This window comes from Stappia sp. ICDLI1TA098, from assembly GCF_054880955.1.
In genome coordinates, this window is record NZ_JBTZBT010000001.1 from 936,933 (window position 1) to 949,173 (window position 12,241).

The 12,241-nt window shown below is 64.0% G+C and carries 11 protein-coding genes; 5 read left to right on the top strand and 6 right to left on the bottom strand.

The window, feature by feature from the left end:
* Positions 1-60 precede the first annotated feature (60 nt).
* Complete coding sequence (locus tag ACSLUQ_RS04280; protein WP_461807782.1) at positions 61-1,164, top strand: hypothetical protein; 1,104 nt, start codon at positions 61-63, stop codon at positions 1,162-1,164.
* Here the strand turns inward: ACSLUQ_RS04280 and ACSLUQ_RS04285 are convergent.
* Positions 1,151-1,498: a hypothetical protein gene (locus ACSLUQ_RS04285; RefSeq protein ID WP_461807783.1), complete on the bottom strand. Its 348-nt coding sequence runs from the start codon at positions 1,496-1,498 to the stop codon at positions 1,151-1,153. The genes ACSLUQ_RS04280 and ACSLUQ_RS04285 overlap by 14 nt on opposite strands.
* A 102-nt stretch (positions 1,499-1,600) precedes the next feature.
* Here ACSLUQ_RS04285 and ACSLUQ_RS04290 point away from each other — a divergent pair, with 102 nt between their 5' ends.
* Positions 1,601-2,698, top strand: a complete 1,098-nt coding sequence (locus ACSLUQ_RS04290; protein WP_461807784.1) for an NAD(P)/FAD-dependent oxidoreductase — start codon at positions 1,601-1,603, stop codon at positions 2,696-2,698.
* 554 nt (positions 2,699-3,252) lie between these two features.
* Here the strand turns inward: ACSLUQ_RS04290 and ACSLUQ_RS04295 are convergent.
* Complete coding sequence (locus ACSLUQ_RS04295; protein ID WP_461807785.1) at positions 3,253-3,846, bottom strand: TetR/AcrR family transcriptional regulator; 594 nt, start codon at positions 3,844-3,846, stop codon at positions 3,253-3,255.
* Between the two features lie 173 nt (positions 3,847-4,019).
* On the opposite strand from ACSLUQ_RS04295, the gene ACSLUQ_RS04300 reads away from it, so the two are divergent.
* The gene (locus ACSLUQ_RS04300; protein WP_417774417.1) at positions 4,020-4,409 is read left to right on the top strand and encodes a RidA family protein; all 390 of its coding nucleotides are present in this window, start codon (positions 4,020-4,022) and stop codon (positions 4,407-4,409) included.
* Positions 4,410-4,616: 207 nt separating this feature from the next.
* Here the strand turns inward: ACSLUQ_RS04300 and ACSLUQ_RS04305 are convergent, their stop codons facing one another.
* The 4 genes from ACSLUQ_RS04305 to ACSLUQ_RS04320 form a co-directional block, all read right to left on the bottom strand.
* On the bottom strand, positions 4,617-7,928 hold the full coding sequence (locus tag ACSLUQ_RS04305) for an error-prone DNA polymerase (RefSeq protein ID WP_461807786.1): 3,312 nt from the start codon (positions 7,926-7,928) through the stop codon (positions 4,617-4,619).
* Positions 7,925-9,403, bottom strand: coding sequence for a Y-family DNA polymerase (locus ACSLUQ_RS04310; protein WP_461807787.1), 1,479 nt, complete (start codon positions 9,401-9,403; stop codon positions 7,925-7,927). Before ACSLUQ_RS04310 ends, ACSLUQ_RS04305 begins: the two co-directional genes overlap by 4 nt.
* Positions 9,318-9,986, bottom strand: a complete 669-nt coding sequence (locus ACSLUQ_RS04315; RefSeq protein WP_417774420.1) for an ImuA family protein — start codon at positions 9,984-9,986, stop codon at positions 9,318-9,320. The genes ACSLUQ_RS04310 and ACSLUQ_RS04315 overlap by 86 nt, the downstream gene beginning before the upstream one ends.
* An 85-nt stretch (positions 9,987-10,071) precedes the next feature.
* A complete protein-coding gene (locus tag ACSLUQ_RS04320) occupies positions 10,072-10,941 on the bottom strand; it encodes a LysR family transcriptional regulator (RefSeq protein ID WP_461807788.1) in 870 nt (289 codons plus the stop codon).
* Positions 10,942-11,044: 103 nt separating this feature from the next.
* Here ACSLUQ_RS04320 and ACSLUQ_RS04325 point away from each other — a divergent pair, with 103 nt between their 5' ends.
* Both ACSLUQ_RS04325 and ACSLUQ_RS04330 read left to right on the top strand, forming a co-directional pair.
* A complete protein-coding gene (locus ACSLUQ_RS04325; protein WP_417774422.1) occupies positions 11,045-11,473 on the top strand; it encodes a VOC family protein in 429 nt (142 codons plus the stop codon).
* 208 nt (positions 11,474-11,681) lie between these two features.
* Positions 11,682-12,158 (top strand): GNAT family N-acetyltransferase, encoded by a 477-nt coding sequence (locus tag ACSLUQ_RS04330; protein ID WP_417774423.1) that lies wholly within the window; start codon positions 11,682-11,684, stop codon positions 12,156-12,158.
* Positions 12,159-12,241: the final 83 nt, after the last annotated feature.

Genomic DNA, 12,241 nt, shown 5'->3' on the forward strand with positions numbered 1-12,241 from the left:
TCCTACCCATGGACTACCCATGCGATTTTCAGGGTAAGATGTGCGTCGGGAGGTGATAAATTGGCACCAGAAATTCTACCGATCCATACCTTGAACGCACGCGGCAACGGGATGCTAGAGGTTGTTCGCGACTACTTTGGGCTGTCCCCGGATCGGATGCTGCTTGAGATACAGGGGATGCGTGCGCAAATTGCACGGACATTGAAGTCTAAGGGCATCAACTACGACGACCTGCGAGCAGCGTTAGTGCCCGACCGTGAAAAGCTTGAGATAGCTTTGATCTTCGACACGATGCAGATTGAAGATAGCTGGTATGACTACCAAGTGTTTGAACGCATCATTCCGCTGCTCGATCCAAGAACGAAGAACAGCATTTTGGTTGGCGACTACATCGGAAGCAACAGCCAAAAAGAGACCCTGTATGAAGCCTTCTGTGAGGCGGTTTGCCCGGTGCGTCGCATCGACTATCGGCACAGCAGTCAATTCTACGTCGTCTACATCAACAACTTGACGGATACTGCGTTCCAAAAGCTTGCGGGCGGTCTGATAGACTATGAACCGTATGTGGGTTGTGCAAACACGACCTATCATTCTTTCTTCAAGACGCTTCTTTCAATGAAGCTGGTCAATCTTTGCGTGAAGGCTGGCAGAAAGATCATTCAAGGACACGAAGACGACCGCGACGACTCGGACAACGTGAACATGTCGGGAATGCCCTTCGAAGAAAACGGCTACGAGTGTATTAGCGTTCGCTCAGACTTGGAGGGTGTGTTGCTCTCATACAAGATTGAAAGCCCTGTGTTCGACGGTTTTGAAGCCGACAGAGAAATGGCAATCAATTCGGTGAACGCTTCGCCGTCAACTTTGGATGGGTTCGACGTTCAGGTTGAAGATGCAAAGCTTGAATACATCAAAACGGCTAAAGCAGGTTCGCTTCACCATGCAGGTCTTAGCGATGTTTCGACGCAAGAGTTGCAGGAAATAATCCGTGGGAAACTGCGATCCAACTACATATACAATATGTCGTATCTTGCAGAACACAACGTCACCAAGTTCAGCATAGTCATTGAAGTGCCGGACGAAGACGGAGAGCCATTTCGCCTAATGGCCGCTTTGGAATATCGGCCCGACGACAAAGTGCTGCGATTGCTCACTTTCTATTAAAAGAAACCCCGGCCGCGTCGGTGTGGTCAGCCGCGACAGGTTTCCATAGCTCCAGAGATTCCTCGCTCGCCGCTTCGATGATTGATATGTGATTCTTCGAAGCGCTCATCATGTGACGACCGAGTGTTGGTGGAGCAATTGGTTGACGTGATGCAGTTGTTTGGTTGAGATCGACGCCTTCTTCATTGTGTGGTGGCGCATGCGCACTTGGGTCGATTTCCCCAAGGGGCCGGCGGCTGCAGGCAAAACAATGCCGACAGATTGTGCCAGAGTCGGGCTCGCCGTTCTGAACAGGCGCTTCCGTATCGGCCGTAGAGACGGCCTTCTTGCGCATTGCCGGCCCTGAAGCCTACCTTCCGCCCTTGTGGTGCCGGGGCGCTCCTCAGCGGTGGTATTGAAGCTTCGGACGGAAGACACAGGGAGTGGTGGGCAACCGGTGGCAGATATTGAGACGGTCGTAGTCGGGGCGGGAGTGGTGGGACTCGCGATCGCGCGGGAATTGGCTCAGCGCGGTCAAGAGGTCATGGTGCTCGAACAGCATGACCTGATCGGCTCCGAAACCAGCGCAAGAAACAGCGAAGTCATCCACGCAGGGATCTATTACCCGCAGAACAGCCTCAAGGCGCGGGCCTGCGTGGAAGGAAGGTGGCTTCTCTACGACTATTGCCGCGCCCGCAACGTGCCCTGCAGCAATCTCGGCAAACTGATTGTGGCGACCACACCGGCGCAAGTCGACACCTTGAAATCCATCCGCGAACGTGCCGCCGCGAACGGGGTCGGGGATCTCGAGTTGCTGACGCAGGAAGAGGCCCTGGCGCTCGAACCGCATCTGGCCTGCGAGGCGGCTTTGCTGTCACCCTCGACCGGTATCGTCGACAGCCATGCGCTCATGCTGGCGCTTCAGGGCGATACCGAGTCGGCCGGCGGCCAGGTCGTTTTGCGCACTCCGGTCCGCCGCGTCGAGCAGCTTTCTGGCGAATACCGTTTGCATACCGGGGTGGACGAGGCTTACCCGATCACCTGCAGCAACCTGATTGTCGCGGCGGGACATGGTGCTGCCGCGCTGCTTGCATCGGTCCCCGGCTACGGTGTCCCGCGCACCTACTATGCCCGCGGCTGCTATTTCTCCGTAACCGGAAGGGCGCCGTTCTCCCGCCTGATCTACCCCGTGCCGGAACCTGGCGGGCTGGGCGTGCATCTGACGCTCGATCTCGCCGGACAGGCCCGGTTCGGTCCGGACGTGGAATGGATCGATGCGCTCGACTACACGGTCGATCCCGGCCGCGCCGACAGGTTCTACGAGGAAATCAGGCGCTATTGGCCCGATCTTGCGGACGACAGCCTGTCCCCCGATTATTCCGGCATCCGCCCCAAGATCTCGGGACCGGGCGAGCCGGCGACGGATTTTCGCATCGATGGGCCGGCTACTCACGGCCATCGCGGTCTCGTTGCGCTGTTCGGGATTGAGTCGCCGGGCTTGACCGCCTGTCTTTCCCTGGCGCGAGAAACGGCAAACGCACTCGAACGCGCCTGATGGCATTGCGGGGGAGACATACGACATTCCCGGTAACAATTTGCCGTACGGCAGCCATGAGCTCGGACGTTGCCTGTGAGCCTCCACGCAGCAACACCTGCAGCATGAGGCTGATCCAGTAGCAAACGTTTGCAATAGCCAGGAACGGCATTCCAGCGGGGTGCGGTTTGAAGGTGCGCTGGCCGCAAAGCACATCGTGACGATTTTGCCTGAGGACTTCGCGTTGCCTGTCGTTTTGCCTCCGCTTGATCAACAGCGAAGGCATTGCAGGCAGTTGGTTGCGTTTGCGAACGCAGGTCTGATGAACTGAGGATGTTGCAAGCATTTCGGTCGGCCCAGTCATCATTCGCAGTGACGTTGCCCCCAAGTTTTATCCAGTTTGACGGAGACTCTGGCGGTGGGTTTGGCCGATATGGCCGGGGCTATTGACGGGGTCTGCTGCGGAGCTCGCGAGCGAGCGGAGCGGCAGATCCCGTTTCGGGTTCAAGGTGTCGGCATATTCGGTCGGGGTCAGTCAACCGAGCCGTGGGGGGCGCTGCGGCTGCGGACGGGGATCAGCGTGGCGTCACGAGCAGGCCCGCGGCCAGGCAGCGAAAGGTCTCGACGGCTTTCGGCAGGGCCTGCTGCGGATCCTCGCTTGCGGCGATCCAGAGAGAGGCGTTGAGGGCCGCGCCATTCAGAAGCCGGGCGGCGACTTCCGCGTCCACCGGCTTCACGATTCCCTCCCGGATCAGTCGCTCGAGTGTCTGTCTTGTCGTCTGCAGGCAGTTGTTCTGGCTGGGCCATTGCAGCGGATCCCCAAGGAACGCCGGTCCGTCGAGCAGAACGACACGCTGCACTTCGGGATCGAGCGCCATCTCGATGTAGGCTGCCCCTACAGCCAGAAGCCCCTCCCAGCCGTCTCCCGCCAGACCGCCGATCTCCTGGGCCCGCGATGCCATTTCCGCGTCGATCCGGTTGACGACGGCCGCCAGCAGCCCGCGCTTGTCTCCGAAGTTGTGGTAGAGCGCGCCCCGCGTCAGCCCGACTTCGGCCGTCAGCTCGTCCATCGAAGCGGCGGCATATCCTTTCCCGGCGAACGCCTTTCGCGCCGCGGCGATCAGCTTTTCCCGGTTCTCTTCCATCGTTTCGGCGCGGCGTCTGGCCATCGCACTTACCCCTATTTCAACATACGCGATGTATGTCAATTGACATACATCGCGTATGTGAGTTATCTCGCATACATGGCGTATATCAGGCGGCGTGGTGGCGTGTGAAGCCCCAGGGGCCTTGCTCCACGCGCGTCTCGTGCCATCCGACAATGATGAAGAGAGCTCCAGAAATGACGCAACGCGACGCTATTTTTCCTGCCGGCAGGCATGCACTTTACGAGAAGCACGGCTATTCGGCCGCGATCCGCTCCGGCGATCTTCTCTTCGTCTCCGGGCAGGTCGGCAGCCGTGCCGACGGCACGCCCGAGCCTGATTTCGGGCGTCAGGTCGAACTGGCTTTCGAGAATCTCAAGGCGACGCTTGAGGCTGCCGGCTGCACCTTCGACGATATCGTCGATGTGACCACGTTCCATACGGATCCGGAGACCCAGTTTCCGGCGTTCATGGCCGCCAAGGATCGGGTTTTCACCGACCAGCCCTATCCCAACTGGACGGCAATCGGCTCGACCTGGCTCGCCGGTTTCGATTTCGAAATCAAGGTCATCGCCCGCATCCCGTAAAAGCAGAGGCCTGCTTCGTCGAAGCGGCCCGGGCTTGGGCCGCTTCGACCGTCGCTGTCCACTGGCTTTCGGGGGGAGGGGGCCGTGCGGGATGTCGCCTGCATGCTGCCCGCTGGCATGAAGCCCTGATCGCAAGCGTTGCGGGGTTGTTCACCGCCATACCCTGCGGTGCCGCCATCGCGGGCGCTGTCCGTGCGCCGCAGGTCCTCAATGAAAGTCACGGCTCGGGAACAGGCGCTTGGCCTGTTCGCGGGGGTGCATGGCCCGGGCTGGCTGGCCGCGGCGGCGCGGAGCGTCGTCGGCCTGGGGTTGCGTTATGCCGATGACCGCGTCCATCGGATGACCCAGGTCGGCCAGGCGGTGGGAGAGATCCTCGATGTGCTGTGCGATCAGGTGGACGACGATGCCCTCGCGCTGAAGATAGCCGGTGACCCGCAGCAGCCGGCCGCCCATGACGATCCGGCGGAAGCGGTCGTAGACCTTGGGCCAGACCACCACATTGGAGACGTCGGTTTCATCCTCCAGCGTCAGGAAGATCACGCCGGAAGCGGTGCCGGGTCTCTGGCGCGTGATGACCAGGCCGCAGACGCTGGTGCGCTTGAGCGGCGCGCATGCCAGCTTGTCATGCGGCGTCAGGCCGGGGATCGAGGGGCGCAGCAGCTCCATTGGATGGGCCCGCAATGTCAGGCGCATGGAGACGTAATCCTCCACCACTTCCTCGCCCAGACGCATGGGCTTGAGGTCCGTATCCGGCTCGCGGATGCTTTCGCCGTCGATTGGATCGTTGAAAAGCGGCAGCGGCACCTGTCCCCGGATCGCCTTCACCTGCCAGAGCGCGTCGCGCCGGGTGAGACCCATGTCCGAGAATGCGTCCGCCTCTGCCAGCCGCTCCAGCACCGCCGGCGCAACGCCGGCGCGCAGCCAGACGGCCTCCGGGTCGCGGTAGCCATTGCCGCGCGCCGCCACGATCCAGCCGGCCTCCTCGTCCTTGAAGCCCTTGATCTGGCGAAAGCCCAGCCTGAGGGCCAGCGCCCCGTCCGCCCGGCGCTCCAGCGTGTTGTCCCAGTCGCTGGCGTTCACGCAGACCGGGCGCACCTCGACCCGATGCGCGCGGGCATCGCGGACAATCTGGGCGGGGGCGTAGAAGCCCATGGGCTGCGCGTTCAGGAGCGCACAGGCGAAGATCGCCGGGTGGTGGCATTTCAGCCAGGCCGAGACGTAGGCAAGCATGGCAAAGGCGGCGGCGTGGCTCTCGGGGAAGCCATAGTCGGCGAACCCCTCGATCTGGCCGAAACAGCGCTCGGCCACCTCCATGTCGTAGCCGTTCTTCAGCATGCCGGCGATGAACTTGTCCTTGAACGAACCGATCGTCCCCATTCGCCGGAAGGAGGCGAGCGAGCGGCGCAGGTGGTCGGCCTCCTCGGCGGTGAAGCCCGCGCCGACCACGGCGATCTGCATGGCCTGTTCCTGGAAGAGGGGGACGCCGAGGGTGCGGTGTGTGACCGCCTCCAGCGCGGGGCCAAAGGGCTCAGCCTTCTCCAGCCCCTGCCGGCGCCGGATATAGGGCTTGACCATGCCGCCCTGGATCGGGCCGGGACGGACGATGGCGACCTCGATCACCAGATCGTAGAAGGTCTTCGGAAGCATCCGGGGCAGAAAATTCATCTGCGCCCGGCTTTCGACCTGGAACACGCCGACGGCATCGGCTTTTTGCAGCATGGCGTAGGTCGGTCCATCCTCCTGCGGCACCGTGGCGATCTCCAGCCGCTCCCCTCTGTGCCGTTCCAGCAGGTCGAATGCCTTGCGGATGCACGTCAGCATCCCCAGGCCCAGCACGTCGACCTTCAGGATGCCGAGCGTGTCGATGTCGTCCTTGTCCCACTCGATCAGCGTACGGTCCTCCATCGCCGCGTTCTCGATGGGGCAGAGCTCGTCCAGCCGTCCCTTGGTGATGACGAAGCCGCCGACATGCTGCGACAGGTGACGGGGAAAGCCGATGATCTCGCCGATCAGGCGGATGGTCTGGGACAAACGGCGGTCCGTCGGGTCAAGGCCAAGTTCCCTGATCCTCTCCGGGTTCGCGCCACCGTTCGACATGCCCCAGATCTGGCCCGAAAGGCTGGCGGTGACATCCTGGCTGAGCCCCATCACCTTGCCCACCTCGCGGATTGCCGCGCGCGAACGGAAGTGGATCACGGTCGCGCACAATCCGGCGCGGTGACGACCGTACTTGCTGTAGATCCACTGGATGACCTCCTCGCGCCGCTCATGCTCGAAATCCACGTCGATGTCCGGCGGTTCGCCCCGGTATTTCGAGATGAACCGCTCGAAGACCATGGCGATCTGGTCCGGGGACACGTCGGTGATGCCCAGCAGGTAGCAAAGGATGGAATTGGCGGCCGAGCCGCGCCCCTGGCAGAGAATGCCGACAGAGCGGGCATGGCTGACGATGTCATGGACGGTCAGGAAGTAGGCGGAAAAGCCGAGCTCGCCGACGAGTTTCAATTCCTTCTCCATCAACGCATGGACCCGCTGCGAGGCGCCGTTCGGGTAGCGGCGCGTCAGCCCCTCCTTTGTCAGGCGCTCCAGCCGTGCCTGCGGGGCCTCGCCTTCGGAAATCTCGTCCGGATATTCGTAGCTGAGTTCCTTCAGTGAGAAGCTGCAGCGTGCCGCGATCTCCTGCGTGCGGCGCACGGCGGCGGGATGGTCCTGGAACAGCCGCGCCATGTCGCCGTACCCCTTCAGGCGGCGTTCCGCGTTGGGCAGGGCGCGGGTGCCGATCGCATCGATGGTGATATGCTCGCGCATGCAGGTCAGCACATCGGCAAGCTGACGGCGTGAGGCCCGGTGCATCAGCACATCGCCGAGCGCGACCATCGGGGCTGAGGTTTCCTGCGCGAGCCGGGCGCAGGCGTCCAGATAGGCTCGGTCGGAGCCGTCGTATCGCGGTGCGGCCCCCACAAAAACATGGCCGGGAAAGTGCCGGCGCAGGCGTTGGATGTGCGCCGTTGCCTCTGGCAGGCCTTCCTGCGGCAAGGCGATCAGGATCATGCCGGCACAGCCCTCGAGCACGTCCCGCATGTCGAGGTGGCAGCCCCCTTTCTCGGCCCGCCGCTTGCCCAGTGTCAGCAGGCGTGCCAGACGGCGATAGGCCTCGCGGTCCCGGGGCAGGGCGATCCAGTCCACACCGCTGTCGCGCAGGACCAGCCGACAACCGGTAATCAGCTTCGGCAGGGACACGGCGCGCCCGTGCAGCGGGCCGTCGTGGATGGCCTCCTCCGCTTCGCGCTGCAACTCCTTCAGCGCCGAATAGGCCCGCACCACACCGGCCAGCGAATTGCGGTCGGTGATGGCGATTGCCGAAAGTCGCAACTCGGCGGCGCGGGTCACCATTTCCTCCGGGTGTGAGGCTCCGGTGAGAAAGGTGAAGTTGGTCGTGACGCACAGCTCCGCGTATCCCTCCGGCCCGCCCGGCGCCGGGGCGTCGTCCGGCCGGCTGGCGCGAGGGGCCCCGGTCATGCGAACTCACCCTGCACGAACCAGCCCGGGTTCTGTGGCGTATAGAACAGCCAGAGCCGCCGTCCCTGCCGCGTTTCCGCCTGCCAGTAATCGCGAACACCGGAACGCCAGCCGGCATCCTCCAGCCACCATTCCGGGGCGATGCGTTCCGGCCCGGTGGCGCGGGTGGTGCAAAGAGACATCCGCCGCCAGCGGAATCGTTCCGGTGGGCGGGGACCCTCACCATCGATCGGTTCGGGCGGAAACAGGCGCAACGGGCGCGGACGCGGGCTGCACCATGCCCCGTCGGGATCCGAACAGGCGGCGGGCGCGATCAGGAAGCCGCGTTCCGGAATATGGCTGTCTGCGGGCAGGAACCGCTGGATGTTCTCCAGTCCGATCCGGGTGCCGAGGCGGCTGATGAGGTCGTCCACCCGGTCCTTGCCGCGAGAGGCGACATGGCTGAGCTGTTCCACCGGGAGGGGCTCGACCCGTGTTGCTTCCAGCCGAATCTGGTCGATGCCGAACCCGGCCTCCACATCCGTGACGCCGCGCCGGAACAGCGGCAGGATGCGATGCGGATCGTGCAAGGGGCGTGCAAGACGCAGTTCCACCGTCCGGGCCTCCTGATCGACCCGGCGCAGGGTCAGGCACAACACCCGCGCCCCGACCTCTTGCGCTTTCAGCCTCAGGCAAAGCCGGTCGAGCAGGCGGGCTGTTCCGGCGAGCACATCGTCCTGCAGGCCGATGGGCTCGGGCAGGGTCATCCGTACGCCGTAATGGGGGGGCTCCGCCAGCGGGCTGATCTGCTCGGACTGGCGGCCGAGGGCTTGATCCAGCCGCACCAGGAGGCCTGGCCCGAAGCGGCGGGCAAGCGGCGCGCGGGCGACGCGCTCCAGGTCGCCGATGCTGCGCAAACCCAGCCTTTGCAGTGCGGTGACGGTCTTGTCGTCCAGCCGCAGCGCGGCGACCGGCAGACCGGCCAGTGCGTCGAGCGGGCGTCCCGCCTCGGCCTGGCCTTCCCCGTGATGCGCCAATGCCCAGGCCGCGCCGCGCGTGTCGGCCAGCCCGATCCGGGCCGCGAGGCCCGCGCGGGCCAGCCGCCGGCGCATGTCGGCCAGCATCGGGGCTTCACCGGCAAACAGATGAGCCGCTCCGGTGATATCCAGAACCAGCCCGTCCTCTCCCTCCAGGCCAACCCAGGGACAATAGCGGGTGGCCCAGCGGCGCAGCACATGCAGGAACTTCCGGTCCGCGTCCAGGTCGGCAGGGCGGCTGTGCAATGTGGGGCAGAAAGCCCCTGCATCGGAATAGGACATGCCCCTGTGCAGCCCTTGCCGCTCGGCCTGAATGTTCAGGCAATACAGTCGGTTGGCATTTTTTTCCTGCAAGGTGAGGGCGAACGGGCCATCAATCGGATGCGCCCGCAGAACCCGGTCGCTCGCCAGCCGGGGAAACCACACGCAGACGACGCGACGCCGTATTCCATCGAACATGCCAGGTTCCCAATGTTCCTGATTTGTTCTTGATAAGCTCCCAGCTCTGCAGAGTCGAGTCGTGCGGGTCGAAAACCGGAGCACAGCGCCATCTGGTTTCGGCGGTGTTGCTGCCCATCCCCTCGGGGATGAGGCACAGTCCGGTGGCATTGCCAGCCTTCGCGGCGAGCTGCAGGCGCCGCCCGGCGGTGAGGTCGAGCGGCTGGCTCAGCTCGATCACCACGAGCGGCAAGGATCCGTCGCGCAACGCCTCTTCCATGACGGCGAGGCCCTCGACCTGATCCCTGGTCTGCCCGACCAGCAGCCGCGAGGGATCGAAGAAGGCGCTCAGTCCAACCGGGTTGATCGTCTCCGGCTGCCATGCCTCGCGCACCCAGAACACATCGGACTGCGCCTGGGCGGCGGAGATGGCGGCGAAGCCGAGCGCACCGGGACCGTACACCTCGTGCACGCGAGCCTTGCGCAACGGGAAGCAGGAAAAGAGATCGGACTGCATGAGACTGAAACCTGAAATGCCCTGCGTCTTGTCGACAGTCTTGGGAAGGGGAAACTGCCGCTGTTCGCGCTCAGTCGGCGACAGCACCCGTTCTCGGATGTTCGCATTTTGAAGTCTAGAGCATCCGGGCGGCGGCGAACACCTCCCCGTCTGGCAGCACGGCGCGCGCATGTCAGCCGAGCGGCGCCGACGCGATGCGGCATTCGGCGATGAAGCGCGCGATCGGGGCGTCGGGGTCCCGCGGGCAAAGGACGCCGACCTCCCTGAAGAACGTGTCTTCCTCCAGCTCGAGCACGCGCACGTTCAGGAAGTGCTCCTCATAGGCTTCGGCCCGGGGCAGGACGGCGACGCCGAGACCATCGGCGACCATGGCCAGCAGTGCCGGGATGTCGTCGACCTCCACCCAGTCCCGGACCGGAATGCCCTGCTGATCAAGAAAGCGCTGGACCTGGCGCCCACCAAACGAGTGCCGGTTGTAGCGAAGCAGCGGGTGGTCTTGCAGGATCCTGCGCCAGTTCGCCGGCGCAACCGTCTTCGGGACGGCGAGCACGAAGCGTTCGCGCGTCAGCGGGTGCCAGGCGAGCTCCTGCGGCAGGCCGAAGCTCGGCTCGATGACGACGGCAAGGTCCAGCTCTCCGGAATCGAGCCGATCCATGAGCTCCATTGAGGTTCCGGGAAGGAGCTGCACGTAGAAGCCGGGAAACGCCGCGTGGAACGGCCCGAGCGCGCGCTTGAGCAATGTCGGCTGGACCGACGAAATGGCCCCGATCCTCAGGTGGCCCGAATGCGCGGATCGGTCCTGCGGTTCGGCCAGCCTGTCGACCAGGCCGAGAACCTCTCCTGCTTTCAGCAGGACGTTGCGGCCGGTCTGGTTGAGCGTGGCCGAGCGGCCGGTCCTGTCGAACAGCTCCGTACCGAGTTTTTCCTCGAGACGCTTCATCTGGCCGCTCACGGCTGCCTGTGTCAGCCCGATCCGCTTGCCCGCCGCGGCGAAGGTTCCGAAACGCGCAACCGCGACAAGCGTCCTGAGTTCGGTGATCATTGTCTTTGATAATTTTTCGTTGGACCTAGACCAAGAATATATAGTTTTTCGTGTGCGTCGGTTAGCGGTATATCCCGCCTGTCACACTCCCAAGAGAGGTTCCATGACCGACCGGCCCCTTCGCCCCTTTCATCTTGCCTTCCCCGTCGACGATCTTGACGCCGCGCGCAGCTTCTACAAGGGGCTGCTGGGCTGCGGCGAGGGCCGCAGTTCGCCCGACTGGGTCGACTTCGACTTTCACGGCCACCAGATCGTGGCACATCTGGCGCCTGGCGAATGCGGCAAGGCGGCAACCAACGCCGTTGACGGCCATGGCGTCCCGGTGCGTCATTTCGGCCTGGTGATGACCATGGAAGACTGGCAGGAAACCGCCGATCGTCTGAGGGCGGCGGGCGTGAAGTTCGTGATCGAACCCTATGTCCGCTTCAAGGGCGAGCCGGGCGAGCAGGCCACGATGTTCTTCCACGACCCTGCCGGCAATGCGGTCGAGCTCAAGGCCTTCAAGGATCTCGGCCAGCTCTTCGCCAAATAGGCCGTTGCGATGGTGGCCTGTTCTCGGCAGGCGGCGACCGCGCCCGGAGAGATCTTCCGTCACGACGCCCGTCCGAGTGCACCCGGGGCCGCCTTGCGATCAACCACAGGCGCGGGCCTCCGGGCGTCCTCATCGACGATCTCGGGCGTCGCAGTGCCAGATTGCTCCGGGCTGGGCCCGGAGCGGATCCGTTCATAGGAGACAGACCTTGCCCGAGACCGAAATCCGCCCCGGTGTTCTTGTTCGCCCCGCGCGCAGGGAGGATCTTCCCGCGTTGCTGGGGCTTCTTGCCGACGATCCGCTGGGGGCTGCGCGCGAGGAGATCGGCCACCCGCCGGCGGACTGCTATGTGCAAGCCTTCGAGGCCATGGACGGCGATCCGAACCACATTCTCGCGGTGGTCGAGAAGGCGGGGGAGGTTGTCGGCACGTTCCAGCTCAGCTTCCTGCCCGGGCTGGCGCGCAAGGGTGCCTGGCGCGGCCAGATCGAGGCTGTGCGGGTCTCGGGCCAACTGCGCGGGGAGGGGGTCGGCGCGGCGATGATCGACTGGGCCATCCGCAGTTGCCGCGAGCGCGGTTGCGCGCTCGTCCAGCTCACCTCCGATGTCACCCGCGAGGATGCGCATCGCTTCTACGAGCGGCTGGGCTTCGTTGCCTCGCATACGGGCTTCAAGCTCGCCCTTTGAGTGCCGACATCCGTTATCTCGAGAAAAAGGCCCGCGCATCCTGGATGCGCGGGCCTTTTCTGTCAGGTCCTGCATGCCGGCTT

What these genes read in the sequence shown, in the direction of transcription:
- ACSLUQ_RS04285 (WP_461807783.1), bottom strand. Translation starts at nt 1,498, where the DNA reads ATGCGCAAGAAGGCCGTCTCTACGGCCGATACGGAAGCGCCTGTTCAG.
- ACSLUQ_RS04295 (WP_461807785.1), bottom strand. Translation starts at nt 3,846, where the DNA reads ATGGCCAGACGCCGCGCCGAAACGATGGAAGAGAACCGGGAAAAGCTG.
- ACSLUQ_RS04300 (WP_417774417.1), top strand. Translation starts at nt 4,020, where the DNA reads ATGACGCAACGCGACGCTATTTTTCCTGCCGGCAGGCATGCACTTTAC.
- ACSLUQ_RS04305 (WP_461807786.1), bottom strand. Translation starts at nt 7,928, where the DNA reads ATGACCGGGGCCCCTCGCGCCAGCCGGCCGGACGACGCCCCGGCGCCG.
- ACSLUQ_RS04310 (WP_461807787.1), bottom strand. Translation starts at nt 9,403, where the DNA reads ATGTTCGATGGAATACGGCGTCGCGTCGTCTGCGTGTGGTTTCCCCGG.
- ACSLUQ_RS04320 (WP_461807788.1), bottom strand. Translation starts at nt 10,941, where the DNA reads ATGATCACCGAACTCAGGACGCTTGTCGCGGTTGCGCGTTTCGGAACC.
- ACSLUQ_RS04325 (WP_417774422.1), top strand. Translation starts at nt 11,045, where the DNA reads ATGACCGACCGGCCCCTTCGCCCCTTTCATCTTGCCTTCCCCGTCGAC.